A 19860-nucleotide genomic window follows, 5' to 3' on the forward strand; every position below is an offset into this window, starting at 1 on the left:
TCGCGTCTTCCGCCCGAGGCACGGGCGTTCCGTGAATTGTGGCGCAGGAGGCGAGAACAATGGACACCGGGTTAGCTTCCACGGTGCGCCTCGCGAGAGCAAGCGCTGTTCTCCTGCGCTATCGAAATACTAATCGTCCGTGCTTGCCGCCAAATTGTTCTAATCGAACGAACGTCGGCGCGGTCAGGTGTCGAGGTTGCCCCATTCGTCGCCCAGAACCCAGCGGATCGCGCTCAGTTTTCCGCTCAGCTCGCCCCATTCGTAGTCCGACCACGGCCCCAGATTCTCGATGCCGATTTCCTCTTCTGTCCGTCGCGCAGCCTCGAGCGCGCCCGCCCAGATGGTGTCGAGAATTTCGTCCGGCTTGTAGGGGTCCCGAGAATACTCGCCTTCCGGCAAGACCTTGATGCGGCCGTCTTCGATGCGGTGCTGACGGCTTGTATGGCGGGTGTACCAGATTTGCCGTTCGAGCCGGGCTTCTGCTGCAAGCAGCTCCGACAGCTTGCGGGGTTCCCCCTCGTCCTCGAATTCCGCTCGGAGTTCTTCCAGCCAATCGGGCGCGATTTCGTTCAAGAGCGTCACGAGGTTGATCGCGTAGGTCGACCGGTCGCCATCGAAAAGTTCGGCGATATCGGCATGCGGTGCACGGTCGTCGCCACTGGCCGCGCTGAAATCGTGCTTATTGTGCGTGACGAATGCAAAAGCATCTTCTTCGCTCTCAGCACTGGCGAGGGCGTTGGCATAGAGTTCGATGATTACCGCGTCAGCCATGCTGTTCTTCGACTTGTGAAAAGGTGCCCGCTTGTCGATCGCGCGCTGCGCAGCGGCGATCAGCGCGGTGTCGTCGGCAGGCAAGACCTCGGCGCCCGCAAACAGCGCCTCGATGCGGCCGACCATCTCGTTCACCGCCTCGCCGAGGATTGCGATACGATGATCGACATCGCCGAGTTGCGCTAGGGCGGCATCCTTGCCTTCGGGCTTGCCGAACTGGTCGACCGCATCACGGACCCGGCGAAAGGTCGATGCGAGGCTTTGTCCGCTCTCGCGGATAATACGCTCCTTGTTGCGCGCAAATTCCGTGACGATCTGCTCTGGGATGAGGAGGTGAACGACGTCAGCCTTGATCAGCTCCTCAAGTGCCGCGATCGTGGGCCGTTGGCGATAGTCTTTCGCCAGATCGAACCACACGCAGGTGTCGATGAGCAACTTCAGCGTCCAGCTTTCTTCCGCTTGTGGCTCATCCTCGCCGATATCCATTGCCGTACGCCTGTTCCACATCATGCCTGTGTTGGGCTGCCTATCATCGATGCCGGCGCTGAGGAATCGCGGACGCCGCAACCATGCTCAACTTATCGCGTCGCGATCAATGACCGATCGGGCGGCAAAAGGCTGCCGATATGGAGGGCGGTTGGTCTGGCAATCATCGACCCAGCACTTGCTGCAGACTGACGCTCGATCCTACGCTAGCTTCAAAAACTATATCGAAGTCTGGCTCATGCTTGCCGCAGATTCTGGAGGGGGAATATCATGGCTTTGACTGCCGCGGCAGTGGCCGATCTGCGTTTCGGCCTGAGGTTCGTCGTCAATCGATACCGCAGCTACGCTAGGATGGAGGATGCGGCCGACAATGCCGGCTTATACATGACGCTCGCCGCTGAGCGGCAGGACGATGCGGACCTGGTCGATCGCGCGGCCAATGGAAGCGGACTGGCCCCGGGCGACCCGACGATCGGTGAGGATACGGCCGGACCACTGCTGGGGATGGGCGTGGGGGATCCCTATTCGCCCGCTTCCGCTGCCTATCGTGTTCAACGCGCCGAAAACACGCTGGAGCGCATGGCCGCGCAACTGCGGTCACTTGCGCCGAACGGGCGATTACGCGACGCCCTGACAAGCGTCCGCGACCATATCGACCGCCGCCGGGACGGCGTCCGCGCTGCACGCTATCGTGCCCAGATGCTCGACCGGGGCGGCCACGGTTTCGCGCGCATGATGGGTTCTGCCCCCGCCGACCTACAAGAGGTCGACGTCTGGTTCGGGACGAACCGCCAGCGCAACGCCCGCGGCCAATTTCCCGGCGAACGGTCGGACGATGTCACTTATGGCCGATGCCGTGTTTTCGTTCCCGAAGATCGGGCGATGGGATCGCTGGGCCGCGGCCTGTTCGGTCGCCTCACTAAAGGCGACAACCGAGTCAAGCTCCAGCACGTCGATGTGATCAGCGAACGCCAATTTTGGTCCCTTCTGGCGAATACGGTGACTACGCTCGATCCCGGCGACCAGCAGGGTCTGGTTTTCCTGCACGGGTTCAACACCAAGTTTGAGGACGCCGCGCGCCGGACAGCGCAGCTCAAGGTCGATCTCGCGCACAAAGGCCCGGCCGCGTTTTTTTCCTGGCCGTCGCTCGGCTATGGTGCGGGCTATGGCGGCGACGAGTCCGCGATCGATGGGAGCGAGCCGGCGATCCGCGCCTTCCTCGTCGATTTCGCTCAGCACTCGGGAGCGAGCGCGATGCATATCATCGCACATTCGATGGGCAATCGAGGCTTGTTGCGCGCGATGGACGCGATTGCCAGCGCCGCAGCATCGGCGGCACCGATCCGGTTCGGCCAGGTGTTTCTCGCCGCCCCGGACGTGGATGCGCAAGTCTTCCGCAATCTCGCGGCCGCCTACGGCCAGCTGTCCACTCGCACCACGCTGTACGTCACCAATAACGACAAGGCGATTGGGCTTTCACGCGAATTGCATCGTTACGCGCGGATCGGTCTCTCGCCCCCAGTCGCCGTGGTCCCCGGCGTCGATACGGTCGATGCTAGTCGCGTCAATCTTGGCCTGATAGGGCATGGTTATGCGGCGGAGATGCGCCCCGTGCTCGCCGACATTCACGAGCTGATCCAGGGCGATACTGCGCCTGACCGCCGCTTTGGTTTGCGCAAGGCGCTGGGTGGAACGGCCGACTATTGGGAGTTCAAGCGATGACGCCGAGACTGGCGCGCACGCGACTTGGCAGGGTTCGTTCGTCCGGCAGTGCTTGGAGGATAGGGCATGCGCCACGATGATATCCCCGACGACCTCAAGCGCCTGGCGTTCGATTTCTTCTATTGGTTCTCGCGCTTCGAATTCGCGCTGAAGGAAGCGCGGTACCTCAAATCGACGGACGAAGGCACGAAGGCCGAGGTGAGCTGGGACCGGTTCATCGAAAAGCACCGCGAAGCCTATCACCTTACGCCCGCCGGGCAGGCTCTGATCGACGCGAAGCCGCAGCGCCAGATCGTCGGCGATGGCGAACTCGCTTTCCGCGATGTCGGCTTCAATGCCGGTGCAACCGACCTTGAACGGGTGGTGCGGCTCGCGAACACCGTCCGCAATAACCTATTCCACGGCGGCAAGCATGGTAGCGACTATTGGGACGAGCCAGATCGTATGCGCGATTTGCTGACGACGACGATTAAGGCGGTCGACGACCTCGCTGCCCAAGCCGGGCTGCAGGGCGATTACGAACGATACTATTAGGGCGGCGGCGACGATGGCGAAAACACCGCGTGTGCCCGCACCGCCCTTCATCCCCGATCCCGATCGGCCCGCGGAACTGCCGCTTGACGACATGCATCTGCGGCTTGAGGAAGCGATCGAGAAGCTTAATCCGCCGCGCGTCCGGCATGCCTGCCGCAGCGCGCTTAATCACCTGCGCAAGGCATGGACGCTGCATCCGATTGACGCCGAAATGTCGCTGTTCCGCGCGATCACGGCCGAGGAGGAAGCGGCGACTGCGGTGATCCGTGCGCTCAATGTGCGAAAATATCCCAACGCCGAACGGCTGAAGGAGCGTCAGCATCCGCACAAGGCGGCGATCTGGCCGTTCATCACGGCGATCGCAGACAAGCTTGCCGAGAAGAACATCGCGATGCCGACCATGTCTCTGCGGGTCGAAGGCGAGCCGCGGATCGAGCTATCGATCGACATCGCCGGACAGGCGGGACTCGACCAGCCATTTTGGGGCACGCCCGATGAGCCGTTCAACTGGACATTCTGGTCGGATCGAACGGGACCGTTTAAGCCGCATGATTTTTCGGAGGAATTGGCCGCGCTCGCCAGTGAAAAGGGTGCTCGCGACATCGAGGCCTATATCGCGGATGAAGCCAATCGGCGGAACCAGCTGCTTTATGCCTCCGACCAGGGCATCCCGTCAGTGGCGTTTGCCGACAGCCTGTTGATTGGTCGGCGGCAACGCGTGACGGTGATGCTGGTGGTCACGATCGCGATCCTGCAGACGAAAATGCATCAGCTATTTCTCGTCCAATGTCTCGATGCGCTATTGCGGACGATCGCTCGCTTCGACGGTGACCCGCTTGATATGCCGACGCTCGATTCGACAGTGCCGCGTCTCGAGTTGGCCGAACAGCCCGATGGCTCAATGAAAGCGTCGATCATCCGGCCGGTGACGGGTTATGGCTTTCGCTAGTCGATCCGCCGCGAGGCGAGACCGCCAGTCTCCGTTCTCGAAAAGATCAACCTCTCGACTCCAAGCTATCGGGCAGTTGGCTATCCGCCGAGGCGGTCATTACCCGCCGTTGTCGAAAATGGCGGACGAGTCCCATTAACGGAAGTCGCGCGTTTTGACCTTGATCCCCTCGGTTGGCTGGCCGGGGATGATCCCCGAGCCCAGGCGCAGGTCAGGAATGTAAATCGTCCTGGCGTCGCGACCGAGATGCCGGTTCTCCGGATCACGCGGGTCGGGCGACATTGGACTCTTTACCACGTCGGCCCGGCTGACCCGGTAGATGTCGGCCACGTCGGCGCGCCGGCCCACACTCGTCAGCAAGCCCGAGAGATCGTCCAGGCGCTGGGCGACAATGTGGATGACATCGCCTTCGCGCTGCACCTGGCCGCGGACGCCCATCATGGAGGCGCCGAGAACAGTGCGCCGGTTCTTTTCAAAAACATTAGTCCAGACGACGAGATTGGCGACGTCGGTTTCGTCCTCCAGCGTGATGAACATAACCCCCTTTGCACTGCCCGGCTTCTGGCGGACGAGGACGAGGCCGGCGAGCTCTACCCATCGGCCATCTCGGATTGTCCTGAGCGCCTCGCAGGCAATCATCTTGCGCACCTTCAGCTCATCGCGAAGGAAGGCGAGCGGATGGGCACGCAGCGACAATCCTGACGCGCGGTAATCTTCGACCACCTCGGCGCCTTCGCCCATCGGCGTCAGCATGACAGTCGGTTCGAGGGCCTCCTGCCGCAATTTGCCGTCGCGCTGGTCGGCGGCCGCAAACAGCGGCAATGCTGCCGCCCCGAGACCTTTGACCTCCCACAGTCCAGCCCGTCGGTCCGCGCCTATCGATCCGAAGCCGTCGGCATCGCCGATACGGTCGAGTGCACCGCGGCCGACGCCGGCCCGACGCTGGATTTCCTCGATGCTCGTGAAGGGCAACTCACCTCGCGCTGTGACGATCGCGGCGCCATCGGCGTTCGAGAGATCACGCGCCATGCGCAGCCCAAGTCGCACGGCCTTGTGGCAGCCGCGGGCGGGTTCGAGCGTGCAATCCCAGCGACTGGCGTTCACGTCGATCGGCCGGACCTCGACGCCATGCTGGCGCGCGTCGCGCACGATCTGCGCCGGGGCATAGAACCCCATTGGCTGCGCGTTTAGGAGGGCGGCGCAGAAAGCATCGGGATGATGGCATTTCATCCAGCTGCTGGCGTACGCGATCAGCGCGAAGCTGGCCGCGTGGCTTTCGGGAAAACCGTAGGAGCCGAACCCTTCGATCTGCTTGAAGGTCTTTTCGGCAAACTCGTGATCGTAACCGCGATCGACCATGCCGTTGATGAGTTTATCGCGAAAATGCGAGACGCCGCCAGTCAATTTGAACGTCGCCATCGCGCGGCGCAGCAGGTCGGCTTCGCTTGCCGTGAACCCGGCGCATTCGATCGCGACCCGCATCGCCTGCTCCTGGAAGAGCGGCACGCCGAGCGTCTTTTCCAGAACGCGGCGGAGCTCCTCGGTCGGATAGGTGACGGCCTCTTCGCGGTTACGTCGCCGCCGATAGGGGTGAACCATATCGCCCTGGATCGGCCCCGGCCGCACTATCGCGACCTGGATGACGAGATCGTAGAAAGTCTTCGGCGCCATCAGCGGGATCGACGCCATTTGCGCGCGGGATTCGATCTGGAAGACACCGAGCGTGTCGGCCTTGCGGATCATCGCGTAGGTTGCGGGATCCTCGGCCGGGATCGTCGCGAGGTCGTGCTTGATGCCCTTGTCGTTCTCAAGAAACTCGAACGCCCGTCGCATGCAGCTGAGCATGCCGAGTGCCAAGATGTCGACTTTCATGAAGCCCAAGGCGTCTATGTCGTCCTTATCCCATTCGATCACCTGGCGATCGTCCATCGCGGCGGGCTCGATCGGGACAAGTCCGTCGAGCCGATCACGGGTCAGCACGAAGCCGCCAGGATGCTGGGACAGATGGCGAGGCGTGTTGATCAGGGTCCGCGCCAGTTCGAGCGTCAGCGCGAGCCGCTTATCGCCGAGGTCCAGATTGAGTTCCTCCGCGTGCTTCTCCTCAACTCCTTCCCGGCTGTAACCCCAGACGGCACCGGCCAGGCCAGCGGTAATGTCCTCGGACAACCCCAGCGCCTTCCCAACCTCGCGAACCGCGCCGCGCGAGCGATAGCGGGTGACGACGGCGGTGAGCGCCGAATGGGTACGGCCGTAGGTCTCGTAGATCCACTGGATCACTTCTTCGCGCCGCTCATGTTCGAAATCGACGTCGATATCGGGCGGCTCGCGCCGCTCCGCCGAGACGAAGCGCTCGAAGAGCAGCTCGGATCGTACTGGATCGATCGAGGTGACGCCGAGCACGTAGCAGACCGCGCTGTTCGCGGCCGATCCACGGCCCTGACAGAGAATCTCTCGCCGCCGGGCTTCGGCGACGATGGAATGCACGGTCAGAAAATATGGCGCATATTCCAGCTGGGCGATGAGGCGCAGCTCATGTTCGAGCTGCTCGCGCACCTTGCCATCGATCCCGTCTGGATAGCGTTCCGGCGCCTTCTCCCATGTCAGCCGCTCAAGTTCCTCCTGAGGGGTTCGGCCGGGCACCTTAATCTCGTCCGGATATTGATATTTAAGCTCGTCGAGGCTGAAGGTGCAGCGCGCGGCCAATTCGACGCTGCGCCAAACCGGACTTGGATCCTTGAGATAGCGGCGGAAAAGCCGCTCCGTTTCCTCGCCGGTCTTCAGATAGCGATCGGCGAAACGCTCGCGGGCGTTGCCGAGCGTATCGACGGTGCATTTCTCTCGGATGCACGTCACCACATCCTGCAACAGCCGCCGCTCGGGTGCATGATAGAGGACGTCGTTGGTCGCCACCGTCGGGACGCGCGCGGTGGCCGCGATTGCCGCGAGGTCGCGCAGGCGAATGGCGTCCCTCGGCCGGCGCCGGACGGACAGCGCCATATAGGCGCGGTCGCCGAAGATCCGCTTCACGCGCGCGAGCGCAGCCTGCGTCACATCGTCGGCACGATCGGGCACGAGCATCGCGATCAGGCCCTCATTCCACTCTTCGACATCGGCCCAGTCGAGATGGCAGGCGCCTTTGCCAGCCCGCTTCTTGCCGACGCTGAGCAGTCGGCACATCCTGCCATAGGCGGCCTTGTCGATCGGGTAGACCAGCAGCGCGGTGCCGTCGGTCAGATCGAGGCGACAGCCAACGATCGAGCGAACGCCCGTTGTTTTCTCTCCATCCCAAGCGCGCACGATGCCGGCGACCGAGTTGCGATCGACGATACCGAGCGCGGGCAGGCCCATCCGGGCCGCAGCGACGAACAATTCCTCGGGGCTGGACGCGCCGCGCAGGAAGCTGAAATGCGTGGTGACCTGGAGTTCAACGTAGATAGGTGCCGACTCGCTCATGCGAAGGCGCCATGAATGAACCAGCGCATCGATCCGGTTGACGGGTTTTCGCCATCGCCTGCCCGGAACAGCCAGTAGCGACCACCACTCACCGTCTCGACCTGATAATAGTCACGGACCGTGAACGGCTGCTCGCCTTCCACACCCGCATCCCGCCACCATTCGCCGTGCAGCCGTTCGGGGCCGTCTCCCTGGGTGACGCGGAAACGCTTGCCCCGCCAGACGAAGAGCCGAGGCGCGTCATCTGGCAGCAGCGCTATCACCTCGATCGGCTCGGGCCGCGCGAGCATCCGCGCCGGTCGCGGCAGATCGTCATCCCAACCAGCGCCGCGTGCTGTGACGAGCGCCGGCGACATCGCTGCAGACCGTTCCGGCATGATGCTGGCTTGCGGCGCCAGGCGGTGCAGGTTGCGCGCACCGAACCGATTGGCGAGCGCATCGACCAAAGCGGCAAGGTCCGGCCCACGGTTGCCGAGGCTTTCGAGGCTCTCTCCCTGCCGCGCCGCCATCGGCTCGATCAGCGACACCACGAGCGTCATCGCCTCGATCCCCAGCCCCGGCTCGACGGTTTCGATCTTCGCTGACAGCAGCTTCGACAAATGTTTGGTCTCGCGCGAGGGCGCTGCGGTCCCGACGCGAATGACCTGCGACTGCCCATCGACGCGATGGAAGTAGCAATCGAGCCGACGAGCGCCTTTGCCGACTCGGCCAAGCTGATCGACAGCATCGCTTACGAGATCACCGATCACCTGTGCGAACGCCTCGGGCGTCGCAATTGGCTCCATGAATCCGCGCCGCGCACGCGGCAGATGTTCCGGAAAAACGGGCTCGATCGGTTCGGGCGCATGTCCCAGCGCCTGGTCGAGCCGTCGATGGAGCGCACGCCCGAACCGCTTGGCGAGCGGACCGCGTGGCGTCCCGATCAGCTGCTCGATGCGCTCGAAGCCCAGTTTCTGCAGGCCGTCGACAATGCCGGCCTCGAGCCGCAGCGCGGCGATCGGCAATAGCGCGATCGCCTTGCGATGATCACCAGGTTCGATCGTGACCGGCCGGCCGGCCGGGACATGGCGCGCAACCGCGTGGGCGCAACCCGCCGTGTCGGCGACCGCGATCTGAACCGACACACCGAACGCGGCGACACGCCGGTGGAGATCCTTGAGCAACGCAGCCTCGGTGCTGAAGAGCGCAGCGCAGCCGGTGATATCCAGCCAGAGGCCATCGGGCGCGTTTGCGGCAACGATTGGCGAGTAGCGCTGGCCCGCCCACAGCGCGAGACGACGCAAGCCCTCGAAATCGGCGTCGGGTTGAGCATCGATAACGGCAAGCTCTGGCGCGAACGTCCGCGCCTTGGTGATTGTCATACCAGGCCTGATACCGAGCGCGCGCGCACCGGCATCGACCGCTGCAACGATGCGGCGCCCATGATCGGGGATCGCCGTCACCAACGGCGCCGTCGGGGAGAGAGCGTCGCCGCCGTCAGGCGGCGACTTGGCGGTCTTCCGCCGCAGCCGGTCGGTCGACCAGTGCGGAAGATAGACCGAGGCGACCCGTCGCATCGCACCCCTCCACGATCCAAGCGTGCGGGTTGCCGCCGCGTACCCTCTCCAAAGCTACTTGCCAGCGCGGTCGACCAAGGCTCGGAATGCCGAGATCCTCGCTCGGGCTCGCCGTTATGCGCCAGCGCGTCATTGCCGCCGTGCCTTCGACCGACTGCTCGGCCTTAGAAGCTCTACGAAAGACAAATGCCGCGACGCCTGACCCTTCGGCCGCGAGCTGCAGGCGCTTTGAGGCAGTCGTCGAATATTTGCCAATCTCACCGACCACGCCGCCGAGGCCCGGATGGCGCAGGCATTCCTCCATAGCGAGCATCACATTGGCATCGCTGCCCGCCTCGACGTATATCACGCGATCAGCGTGTAGCCCGGCGAGGTGAAGCGCTGGGGCGAACAGGTCACGCCAGCGCAGGCACCAGAAGACCGGACCGTCGATCCGGGCGAGAACACCCGCCAGGAAAATCGTGGCGCTGGCGTCGTCGGCAAGGTCGGGACTTCCCGCGACCTCATGTAGTGCGCCGGCAGCCAAGCCCCCTCCCGGAAGCCGCTGATCGATCGCATCCACGCCGAAGGGCAACACCGAATGGCGCACCCCAACGCCCTCGATCTCCGCAATTTGCGCACGCAGATTTTGAAGGACGACGGACTCACGCATAGCATTCAGGAGACTCGCAAATTGCCGAAAGGACCGTCTTGTTCGTCCCTATCGGGAGCCTGAGTCAATGACTTTGTTCGCTATATGTTCCGTGGTATAGTCTGGGCTCACCCGAGTCGGTTCGAGCGTTTGCCATGTCACGATCGCACAGCATCCAGGCGAGCATCACCGAGATTGCGAAGCATTTTGGCGTCGAGCCGGTTCCGGATCTCGAAGCCGCCAGCGAGATCGTGGAGGGTCTGCACGGGCTGGTGGTCATGGCCAAGGACGGGCGTCGGCTCCTCAAGTCGATGACATGGGGCTTCCCCCGACATACCCATGAGAGCCAGTTACGCGGCGAAACGCCGCAGCGGCTTGGCTTGGTCGCCAATCTTATCAACCCCATGTGGGACAAGCTGGTGGTCGATCCGCGCTATCGCTGCCTCATCGTACTCACCCATTTCGGCAATCCGGATGGCGACGAAGGATCGAAGACACGAACCTGGTTTTCGGTGAAGGACCAGCCGATCATTGCTTGGGCCGGCTTTTGCCGAAACACGCCTGAGTTCGGACCTTTTTATGCTGGCATGACGATGACGGCGAACGCGGCGATCCCGCCAACCAACGACCGCATGCCAGTTCTGCTCGGCCCACATGAATATGATCTTTGGCTGCAGGGTTCGATCCGGGACGTCATTCGCTTCCAGCACCGCGAACCTTTTGCCGCCGACCGAATGATAGTGGACCGGACCGAGGATCGGTGGCGCAGCGGTGCCGCACCGACCAAGCTCGCGCCGCAACTGGCACTCCTGTGACAATGGAAACTGCGTTGGCGCGCCCGATAAGGCCGGGTACGACCGATATCGTCATGACCGCCCGAACCCACTCAGCTTCCCGGACGATTCTCGCAACGCCGCGAGCGATCTTCCGGGCATTTGTGGATCCTGAGGTGGTCCCGAAATGGCGCGCGCCGGTCAACATGGAAGCCAGGCTCCTCTCGTTCGATCCGCGTGTCGGCGGCGGTTACCGAATGGAGCTCGTCTATCGCGATCCCGCGAATAGCGATCCCAAATCGACGGAGACGAGCGACATCGTCGAGGCAAGCTTCGTCGAATTGTTTCCCGATGAAAGGATCATTGAGACCGCTAAGTTCGAAAGCGACGATCCGCGCTTCGCCGGCACGATGACCCTCACCACGAATTTGAAGCCCGTGGCGGGCGGCACCAAGGTGAGATTCCTCGCCGAGAACGTGCCATCAGGGATCAGCGAAGCCGATCATGTCACGGGCATGGAGTCCACGCTCAAGAGTCTTGCCGATCTGCTCGAATAAATCGCTATGCGTGTTAGGATCGGGGCATGTGCAATCTGTATACGGAGAGGCTGAGTGCCGCAGAGGTCGCCGCCCATTTTGGCGCCGACAATCCGGTAGCCTCGAACGCCGGCGAAGAGGTTTATCCCGGCGCTGCCGGCTTGGTGGTCCGGGAGGTCGAAGGCCGTCGCATCATGCAGACGATGACTTGGGGCTGGCCTATGAAGTTCAAGGGCATGTCGGAGGCGGCGAAGCCGAAGCCCGTCAACAACATCGCCGACCTTCGCAAGTCGACTTGGATCGGCAACGCGCGGAAACCAGAATGGCGTTGCCTGATTCCGCTCACGGCCTTCGCTGAGGCCGAGGGGCCGAAGGGCGGAAAGACGCGAATTTGGTTCAACGTGAAGGACCAGCCGATCTTCGCCTGGGCGGGGCTATGGCGTGAGGATATGCAATATGGTTGGGGGCCGGTCTATTCGGGCGTGATGACCGACTGCAACGAGGCGATCCGGCCGGTTCATGACCGGATGCCCGTGCTTCTGCATCCTGACGAATATGATCAGTGGCTGCACGGCAGCTTTGACGAGGCGCTATCCTTCCAGCTGCGGTGCTATCCTAACGAACTCATCGAGATGACCCGGACCGACGAATATTGGGATAAGCGCAAGGGGCGGGTTGGCGATAGCGTTGTGTCTCCCTGATGTGGCGCCCTGTCCCGAAAACCGGAGACGCCGCCATTGGCGCTGTCATTTTGATCACCGGGGCTTGACTGCGCAAACGCCCTAGGCCTGGCTCCGTGTCAGCCACATTAACGAAAATTTGCTGCCGCCGGAGTCTTCCCGGCAGGGCTATTTAAGCTTCTGTGCAGCCGCGTTCAGCTTCTCACGATCGTTGCCGACCCGTTGGATGAGGCCATGCGCCTGATCTTTGATGATGCCGTGTTTCCGGACAAAGTAATTCACCTCATAGCCTTCGCCGCCCGCGACTTGGCGCCGATCAGCTGCGCCACGTTTCGATTTGTTGTCCGCCAATTCAGATCTTCCATACGAACAAAATCGGCAATGGCCAGTAGGGTTCCGCCAAAGGGCGTTGATCACATGCTCGGCGCGAATCGGTACGTCGGTTTCCCGCCGTAGCAGCGCGGTAACCGCACGGACGCCGCTGGCCAGCTGGCCTTTAGTCCAAGGCCGACCCACCCTTATCTAACCCGCTGCATCCGGTCCTACGATGGGCTCCGAAAGCTGTTGTTCCGGGCCGAAATTGCCATTCTTTACCTGTCTCCGAGGCCGTCGAAGCGGCTTCATCTCAGGAGACGGCCTCAGTGACCCAGCCTTCAGTCATTGTCCAAGCACGCGGCACGGCAATGCTGCGCAGCGCGTTGGGACCGGCGATCGGCGCGTGGCTTGACGATCCGCAAATTGCCGAAGTCATGCTCAATGCGGATGGCCGCCTTTGGGTCGATCGATTGTCGACGGGCATGGTCGAGACGCAAGAACGGTTGTCGGCGCCGCAAGCCGAGCGGATCATCAGGCTGGTCGCGCACCATGTCGGTGCTGAGGTCCATACGGCGAGCCCTCGTGTGTCGGCCGAGCTGCCCGAAAGTGGTGAGCGGTTCGAGGGGCTGCTGCCGCCGGTTGTGACGGCACCGATCTTCTCGATCCGGCGACCCGCAAGCCTGCCGCTGGCGCTGGCCGACTATGTCACGGCCGGCACGATGACCGCGACACAGGCAGCCTACCTCGCCGGTGGGGTCATGAACCGTGATAACATTTTGGTCGCGGGCGGTACGTCCACCGGCAAGACCACGCTCACCAACGCACTCCTCGCGGTTGCGGCCACGACCAACGACCGCATCATCCTGATCGAGGATACGCGTGAGCTGCGCTGTAACGCAGCCAATGTGCTGTATCTGAGGACCGCGCCCGGCATCACCATGGGTGATCTAGTGCGGTCGAGCTTGCGTCTGCGGCCCGACCGTATTCCGGTCGGGGAGGTACGTGGTGCCGAGGCGCTCGACCTTTTGAAGGCATGGGGCACCGGCCATCCCGGCGGAATCGGCACCATCCATGCTGGCTCGGCGATTGGTGCACTGCACCGACTCGAGCAACTGATCCTCGAAGCTGTCCCGAGCGTGCCCCGACCGCTGATCGCAGAGACCATCAACGTCATCGCCGTTCTGTCAGGCCGCGGCGCTCAGCGCCGCCTGTCTGAACTCGCGCGCGTCCAAGGGCTTCGCCCCAACGGTAGTTACGACCTCGTCCCCCTCACCAATCCGATCGGAGAATGATCATGCGCCTTTCCAAAGTCCGTCTGCTCGCCACCACCACGCACGATCGCCTGTGCGTCGCGGCTCTCGGAGCGTCAGCCACACTTCTTGCGGGCCCGGCCTACGCCGCAGGCTCCTCGATGCCGTGGGAGACGCCGCTTCAGTCGATCCTCGACTCGGTGCAAGGCCCGGTCGCCAAGGTGGTCGGCGTCATCATCATCGTGGTGACCGGCCTGACGCTCGCATTCGGCGACTCCAGCGGCGGCTTCCGACGGTTGGTTCAGATCGTGTTCGGACTATCGATCGCGTTCGCTGCTTCGAGCTTCTTCCTGTCGTTCTTCTCGTTCGGCGGTGGGGCATTGGTCTGATGGACCAGGATTTGCCCGGCTTCGTGGCGCCGGTTTACCGGGCGCTCGCAGAGCCGATCCTCCTTGCCGGAGCCCCGCGGGCACTCGCCATCGTCAACGGCACGCTTGCCGCTGCCGTCGGCATTGGCCTGCGCTTGTGGATCGTCGGCGTGACGATGGCGGTCGTCGGCCACGGCATCGCCGTGATCGTTGCCCGCCGCGACCCCCAGATCCTTCCCGTAGCGCGGCGCCATCTGGCGCTGCCGCACCGCTTCGAAAGCTGATCCCATGCTCTTTCTCGCCGAACATCGTTCTCGCGCCGCACGCCTATCCGATTATCTGCCCTGGGCGGCGATGGTCGCGCCCGGTGTCATCCTCAACAAGGACGGTAGCTTCCAGCGGACCGCGCGGTTCCGCGGCCCTGATCTCGATAGTGCAACGCAAGCCGAACTGATTGCGGTTTCCGCGCGGCTGAATTCCGCGCTCAAGCGGCTCGGCAGCGGTTGGGTGATCTATGTCGAGGCGCAGCGCCGGCCATCGCCGGGCTATCCGACCTCGGACGGCTTTGCCGATCGGCTGTCGATGCTGATCGACGAAGAGCGCCGCGATATGTTCGATGGCGACGGCAATATCGCCGAGCCTCACCTTACCAGCGGCTATTATCTGACGCTGCAATGGCTGCCGCCAGCTGACGATGCATCGCGCGCGCGCAGCTGGTTCTACGAAGGCGGCGCAGAAGGGATCGCGGCGGCGGCCGATCACTTGAGCGACTTCGAGCGTGACACCGGGCGTGTGCTTGACCTGATTGGCGGGGTGATGCCCGAGGCCAAGTGGCTCGGCGACACCGATACGCTGACCTACCTGCACTCAACCGTATCGACCCACGAACAGCGCATCGCGTTGCCGGCCGTGCCGATGCATCTTGATGCCCTGCTGGCCGACCAGTCGCTGATCGGCGGATTGGCACCTGAACTGGGCGGCCAGCATCTGCGTTCCTTGAGCGTTACGGGATTTCCCGCGGCGACGACGCCCGGCATGCTCGATGAGCTCAACCGGCTCGGATTTGCTTATCGCTGGACGACGCGCGCGATCTGCCTCGACAAGGTCTCGGCGCAGCGCATGCTGGTCCGCATCCGCCGCCTGTGGTTCGCCAAGCGCAAGAGCCTCGCTGCAATCGTCAAGGAAGTGATGACCAACGAGGCAAGCGTGCTCGTCGATACCGACGCCACGAACAAGTCGGCCGAGGCCGATCTGGCATTGCAGGATCTCGGTGCCGATCTCGCCGGCTTCGCCTATGTCACGACGACGATCACGGTCCTGGGCGATAGCCCACGCGATGCCGATCTGCGGCTTGCCGCGATCGAGAAGATTGTGCGCGGCCGTGACTTCGCCTGCATCGCCGAAGGGCTGAACGGGGTGGAGGCCTGGCTTGGCTCGCTTCCCGGCAATGCCTACGCCAATGTCCGACAGCCGCCGGTCTCGACGCTCAACCTTTCGCATATGATGCCGGTGTCGGCGGTCTGGGCCGGGCCCGACCGCGACCCGCATTTTTCCGCGGCACCGCTATTTCATGCGCGTACCGAAGGCTCGACTCCGTTCCGGTTCTCGCTCCACGTCGGCGATGTCGGCCACTGCCTGGTGGTCGGGCCGACGGGTGCGGGCAAGAGCGTGCTGCTGGCACTGATCGCGCTCCAGTTCCGGCGTTACGAGGGCGCGCAGATCTTTGCGTTCGATCACGGCGGCTCGATCCGAGCGGCGACGCTCGGGGTCGGCGGCGAATGGCACGATCTCGGCGGCGGCCTATCGGGCGACGCGCCGGCGATGGCGCTCCAGCCACTTGCGCGGATCGACCAGCCTGATGAACGCGCCTGGGCATCCGACTGGCTGGCCGCGATCCTGGCGCGCGAAGGCTTCGCGATCACGCCCGAGGTGAAGGAGTATCTCTGGACCGCGCTTGGCAGCTTGGCTGACGCGCCGGTCGAACAGCGCACGCTTTCCGGGCTCGCGGTGCTGATCCAGGCATCGGGACTGAAACGGGCCCTCGCGCCCTATACGCTCGCCGGCCCCTATGGCCGTCTGCTCGACGGCGACCATGAGGGGTTCGGAACGAGTGACGCGCAGGCGTTCGAGACCGAAGGGCTGATCGGTACAGCAGCGGCTCCCGCCGTGCTCGCCTATCTGTTCCACCGGATCGGCCGGCGGCTGGATGGCCGGCCGACCCTCATCCTGATCGATGAAGGCTGGCTTGCGCTCGACGATCCGATGTTCGGCCGCCAGCTCAAGGAATGGCTGAAGACGCTGCGCAAGAAGAATGCGAGCGTGGTGTTCGCGACCCAAAGTCTCGCCGATATCGAGGGATCGGCGATCGCACCGGCAATCATCGAGAGCTGCCCCACCCGCATCTTCCTCGCCAATGAGCGCGCGCTCGAGCCGCAGATCAGCGGGATCTATCGCCGCTTCGGGCTGAACGACCGCCAGATCGAGATTATCGCCTCGGCGACGCCGAAGCGGGATTATTACTGCCAGTCGGCGCTCGGCAACCGGCTGTTTGACCTTGGCCTGGGGCCGCTCGCGCTCGCGTTCACCGCGGCATCGTCTCGAACCGACATGACAGCGATCACCGCGCTTGTTGCCGAGCATGGCGCGGAAGGTTTCGCCGCCGCCTGGGCACGCCATCGGGGCCTCGATTGGGCCGCCGAGCTGCTCCGACCTGCAACCGATCTCACCCCCGAAGCAGAGGAAATGCTGCCATGATTCGTATCCGCTTATTGTCGCTCGTGACGGGCATGACCGCGCTGGCACTCGTCACCGCAACGCCAGCCGAAGCCCAGTTCGGCGGGATCGTCTATGATCCCACCAACTATGCCCAGAATGTGCTGACCGCGACCCGTTCGCTTCAGCAGATCAACAATCAGATCACCCAAATTCAGAACCAGGCGCAGAGCCTGATCAATCAGGCGCGCAACCTCGCCAACTTGCCCACGAACGTGCTCGCGCCTATCCAGCAGGACATCGATCGCACGCGCCAGCTGATCGGGCAGGCGCAGCAGATCGCCTACAAGGTCGAGAATATCGATCAGGTGTTCAGGCAGCGCTACCCTTCCGGATCGCTCGCCGGCACGAGCAACGGTGCGCTGGTCGGCAATGCCCAGACTCGCTGGACCGATGCGCTCGCCGCCTATCAGGATACGCTTCGTATCGGTGCGACCGCGACTGGCAACATTGATGGCACGCGCAATCAGATGGGCACATTGGTGACCGCGAGCCAGAGCGCGACCGGTGCCCTGCAGGCCGCGCAGGCTGGCAATCAGCTGATCGCGCTCGAAACCCGCCAGCTCGCCGACCTGACCGCGCTGGTGGCCGCGCAGTCACGCGCGCAAAGCATCGAATCCGCCCGCGCCGCTTCCGACGAGGCGCAAGGGCGCGAACAGACCCGCCGCTTTCTCACGCCCGGCAGCGGCTATTCGGCGCAGAGCGTGGCCCTGTTCCATGACTGAGCGCAGCGAAGAGGAAACGGCGGCAGCCGATGTGGGGGCGGACAGCCGGCGACCGGCCTCGTTCTGGGCGGGCAGCGGCCCGCGCAGTCTCGCGCTCGCTACGGCCATGCTCATTGGCGGAACCGCCGCGATCGTGGCGCTGCATGGGAACGCGTCGGAGGCGCCGCGCTACCGCGCGGTCGATGTGACGGGGTCGGAACAGCAGGCGAGCGCCGACCCGCTCATGGCAGAGCTGATCCGCTGCCGGGCACTGCCGCCGCAGGCGAGTGACCCATCGTGCCAGCGTGCGTGGGACGAGAACCGTCAGCGCTTCTTCGGCGAGGCTCGCGCGACCCCCTTCCCGGGCAATCCACTGCCCGGATTTGCCCCGATCCCGGCGCCCCCACCGGCGAACGCGTCAACGCTGTTCGCAACTGCACCGGCGTCGCCCGTGACGGAGGACCATTGAGCCATGGAAACCACCGGGGTCATCGACCGCTTCCTCGACCTGTTCTCGCGCTATATCGATTCAGGCTTCGGCCTGATCCGCGGCGATGTCGGGTTCCTCGCCAGCACGCTGATTGTCATCGATGTGACGCTGGCGTTCTTGTTCTATGCCTGGGGCGACGGCGACGACATCCTCGCCCGGCTGGTCAAGAAGACGCTGCAGGTAGGGTTCTTCGCGTTCCTGCTCTCCAACTGGAACGGCCTCGCCAAGATCATTTATCTGAGTTTCTCGGGGCTCGGTCTGAAGACGGCGGGCGCCGGCAGTGCCGATGACCTGCTGCATCCAGGCAAGATCGCGCAACTGGGGCTCGACGCGGGCAAACCCTTGCTCGATCAGGCGGCGGCGCTGATGGGATTCACCAGCTTCTTCGCCAATTTCGTGCAGATCGCAGTGCTGATGCTCGCCTGGGTGATCGTGTTGATCGCCTTCTTCATTATCGCGATCCAGATCTTCGTCACGCTGATCGAGTTCAAGCTCGTGACGCTCGCCGGCTTCGTGCTCGTGCCGTTCGGTTTGTTCGGACGCACCGCCTATCTCGCCGAACGCGTCCTCGGCAACATCGTCTCGACCGGCGTCAAGGTGCTGGTGCTCGCAATCATCATCGGCATCGGCACGACCATCTTTCGCGATTTCGTGGTCGATTTCGGCGCGACGCCGCCGACGCTCGAACAGGTCGCCTCGATCGCGCTGGCGAGCCTCACCCTGCTCGGCCTCGCCATCTTTGGCCCCGGCATCGCCAACGGCATCGTCTCGGGCGGCCCACAGCTTGGTGCGGGTGCCGCGATCGGCACCGGCGTTGCTGCTGCCGGTCTCGGTGTCGCGGCCGGTGCCGGTCTCGCCAGCGCCGCCGGCCTTGCCGCGCGCGGCGGGTCGGCCGCTGCTGCCATGCTCTCCCGATCCGCCGCTTCCCCCGGTGGTGGATCGTCCGGTGGACCGACTGCTCCCCTTGGTTCCACCGGCGGTGCGCCGTCCGCCCCTGGCGGCGCCCCGGGAGGCGGGAGTGGCGGTGGCAGTGCGTCCGCAGCCGGCGCGCCCGCCTGGGCCAAGCGCCTGCGGCGCCAGCAAGCCATGACCCAGGGCGCGACCATGGCCGCCCACAGCGTTCGCGCCGCCGACGGTGGTGGCGGTGCGACCCACGTTTCCTTGAGTGAGGACAAATGACATGAACCCGTTCCGCCGCAGTTCGCCGCGCTTCAGCCGCGAACCTCAACCCGAAACCCCCTACCAGCGCGCCGGCCAGGCATGGGACGACCGCATCGGCTCCGCCCGCGTGCAGGCCCGAAGCTGGCGCTATATGGCCTTCGGCGCCTCCACGCTGCTGGCGCTGAGCGTCACCGACAACCTGCGCTTGCGCTTCGGCACTCATATCGTGCCGTATGTCGTCGAGGTCGATCGGCTCGGGGCCGCGCGCAGCGTCGCGCCTGCGCTTGGTGGCTATCAGCCGACCGACCCGCAGATCGCGTGGCACCTCGCGCATTTCATCGAGAATATCCGCTCACGGCCAGCTGATCCGATCGTGCTCCGGCAGAATCTCGAAAGCGCCTACGCTTTTACGAGCGAACAGGGTGCCGCCGTGCTCAACGACTATGCGCGCGGCGCCGACCCGTTCGCGCATCTCGCCGACACGCAGGTCGCGGTCGATGTCCGCAATGTCGTGCGTGCATCCGCCGACAGCTTCCGCATCGCCTGGGATGAGCGGCGCTACGATCACGGCCAACTCGCGGGCACGACGCACTGGAGCGCCATCCTGACGATCGTCGTGCGCACGCCGACCGACGCGGCGACGCTCAGCCGCAACCCGCTCGGGCTCTATGTCCACAGTATCAACTGGTCCCAAAATCTCGGAGAATGA

General features: G+C 63.9%; 19 protein-coding genes. 14 read left to right on the forward strand and 5 right to left on the reverse strand.

From position 1 onward, the window contains the following. Positions 1–183: 183 nt before the first annotated feature. Positions 184–1257, reverse strand: coding sequence for a PIN domain-containing protein (locus tag RH91_RS06970; RefSeq protein ID WP_010161911.1), 1074 nt, complete (start codon positions 1255–1257; stop codon positions 184–186). Between the two features lie 270 nt (positions 1258–1527). Here RH91_RS06970 and RH91_RS21240 point away from each other — a divergent pair, with 270 nt between their 5' ends. The 3 genes from RH91_RS21240 (at position 1528) to RH91_RS06985 (ending at position 4462) form a co-directional block, all read left to right on the forward strand. Further along, positions 1528–2979, forward strand: coding sequence for an alpha/beta hydrolase (locus RH91_RS21240; RefSeq protein ID WP_081469515.1), 1452 nt, complete (start codon positions 1528–1530; stop codon positions 2977–2979). A 66-nt stretch (positions 2980–3045) separates the two neighbouring features. Continuing rightward, positions 3046–3513: a hypothetical protein gene (locus RH91_RS06980; RefSeq protein ID WP_010161913.1), complete on the forward strand. Its 468-nt coding sequence runs from the start codon at positions 3046–3048 to the stop codon at positions 3511–3513. Positions 3514–3724: 211 nt separating this feature from the next. After that, complete coding sequence (locus RH91_RS06985; protein WP_157136874.1) at positions 3725–4462, forward strand: hypothetical protein; 738 nt, start codon at positions 3725–3727, stop codon at positions 4460–4462. Between the two features lie 135 nt (positions 4463–4597). On the opposite strand, the gene RH91_RS06990 is transcribed toward RH91_RS06985, so the two are convergent. The 3 genes from RH91_RS06990 to RH91_RS07000 are packed head-to-tail and all read right to left on the reverse strand — an operon-like array spanning position 4598 to position 10123. Next, the gene (locus tag RH91_RS06990; protein WP_010161915.1) at positions 4598–7915 is read right to left on the reverse strand and encodes an error-prone DNA polymerase; all 3318 of its coding nucleotides are present in this window, start codon (positions 7913–7915) and stop codon (positions 4598–4600) included. Then, positions 7912–9471 carry a DUF6504 family protein gene (locus RH91_RS06995; protein ID WP_010161916.1) on the reverse strand — a complete coding sequence of 520 codons (1560 nt, stop codon included), beginning with the start codon at positions 9469–9471 and terminating at the stop codon, positions 7912–7914. The genes RH91_RS06990 and RH91_RS06995 overlap by 4 nt, the downstream gene beginning before the upstream one ends. After that, positions 9392–10123, reverse strand: coding sequence for an ImuA family protein (locus RH91_RS07000; protein WP_010161917.1), 732 nt, complete (start codon positions 10121–10123; stop codon positions 9392–9394). Before RH91_RS07000 ends, RH91_RS06995 begins: the two co-directional genes overlap by 80 nt. Before the next feature lie 134 nt (positions 10124–10257). Between RH91_RS07000 and RH91_RS07005 the strand changes: the two genes are divergently transcribed. From RH91_RS07005 to RH91_RS07015, 3 genes are read left to right on the forward strand one after another with little or no spacing between them, the layout of a single operon-like run. Further along, the gene (locus tag RH91_RS07005) at positions 10258–10917 is read left to right on the forward strand and encodes an SOS response-associated peptidase family protein (RefSeq protein ID WP_010161918.1); all 660 of its coding nucleotides are present in this window, start codon (positions 10258–10260) and stop codon (positions 10915–10917) included. Positions 10918–10931: 14 nt separating this feature from the next. Then, positions 10932–11432, forward strand: a complete 501-nt coding sequence (locus tag RH91_RS07010) for an SRPBCC domain-containing protein (RefSeq protein ID WP_232283429.1) — start codon at positions 10932–10934, stop codon at positions 11430–11432. A gap of 26 nt (positions 11433–11458) precedes the next feature. After that, positions 11459–12112: an SOS response-associated peptidase gene (locus RH91_RS07015; protein WP_010161921.1), complete on the forward strand. Its 654-nt coding sequence runs from the start codon at positions 11459–11461 to the stop codon at positions 12110–12112. 147 nt (positions 12113–12259) lie between these two features. On the opposite strand, the gene RH91_RS07020 is transcribed toward RH91_RS07015, so the two are convergent. Continuing rightward, entirely contained in the window at positions 12260–12442 is a 183-nt protein-coding gene (locus tag RH91_RS07020) for a DUF3606 domain-containing protein (protein WP_010161922.1), read from the reverse strand. Positions 12443–12774: 332 nt separating this feature from the next. Between RH91_RS07020 and trbB the strand changes: the two genes are divergently transcribed. Genes trbB through trbF form a run of 8 tightly spaced genes read left to right on the forward strand, consistent with a single transcriptional unit; the run spans position 12775 to position 19860 of the window. Then, on the forward strand, positions 12775–13698 hold the full coding sequence (gene trbB / locus RH91_RS07025) for a P-type conjugative transfer ATPase TrbB (protein WP_010161923.1): 924 nt from the start codon (positions 12775–12777) through the stop codon (positions 13696–13698). Continuing rightward, positions 13695–14045 carry a TrbC/VirB2 family protein gene (locus RH91_RS07030; protein WP_010161924.1) on the forward strand — a complete coding sequence of 117 codons (351 nt, stop codon included), beginning with the start codon at positions 13695–13697 and terminating at the stop codon, positions 14043–14045. Before trbB ends, RH91_RS07030 begins: the two co-directional genes overlap by 4 nt. Further along, the gene (locus RH91_RS07035; RefSeq protein ID WP_010161925.1) at positions 14045–14308 is read left to right on the forward strand and encodes a VirB3 family type IV secretion system protein; all 264 of its coding nucleotides are present in this window, start codon (positions 14045–14047) and stop codon (positions 14306–14308) included. Before RH91_RS07030 ends, RH91_RS07035 begins: the two co-directional genes overlap by 1 nt. 4 nt (positions 14309–14312) lie before the next feature. Next, positions 14313–16778 (forward strand): conjugal transfer protein TrbE, encoded by a 2466-nt coding sequence (trbE, locus tag RH91_RS07040; protein ID WP_010161926.1) that lies wholly within the window; start codon positions 14313–14315, stop codon positions 16776–16778. Next, on the forward strand, positions 16775–17521 hold the full coding sequence (gene trbJ, locus RH91_RS07045; RefSeq protein ID WP_010161927.1) for a P-type conjugative transfer protein TrbJ: 747 nt from the start codon (positions 16775–16777) through the stop codon (positions 17519–17521). Before trbE ends, trbJ begins: the two co-directional genes overlap by 4 nt. Then, positions 17514–17969, forward strand: a complete 456-nt coding sequence (gene trbK-alt / locus RH91_RS07050; protein WP_010161929.1) for a putative entry exclusion protein TrbK-alt — start codon at positions 17514–17516, stop codon at positions 17967–17969. The genes trbJ and trbK-alt overlap by 8 nt, the downstream gene beginning before the upstream one ends. A 3-nt stretch (positions 17970–17972) precedes the next feature. Continuing rightward, positions 17973–19169, forward strand: coding sequence for a P-type conjugative transfer protein TrbL (gene trbL / locus RH91_RS07055; RefSeq protein WP_010161930.1), 1197 nt, complete (start codon positions 17973–17975; stop codon positions 19167–19169). Position 19170: 1 nt separating this feature from the next. Beyond that, entirely contained in the window at positions 19171–19860 is a 690-nt protein-coding gene (gene trbF, locus RH91_RS07060) for a conjugal transfer protein TrbF (RefSeq protein WP_010161931.1), read from the forward strand.

Origin of the sequence: Sphingomonas sp. PAMC 26617 (genome assembly GCF_000242835.1) — a bacterium.
GTDB lineage: Bacteria > Pseudomonadota > Alphaproteobacteria > Sphingomonadales > Sphingomonadaceae > Sphingomonas.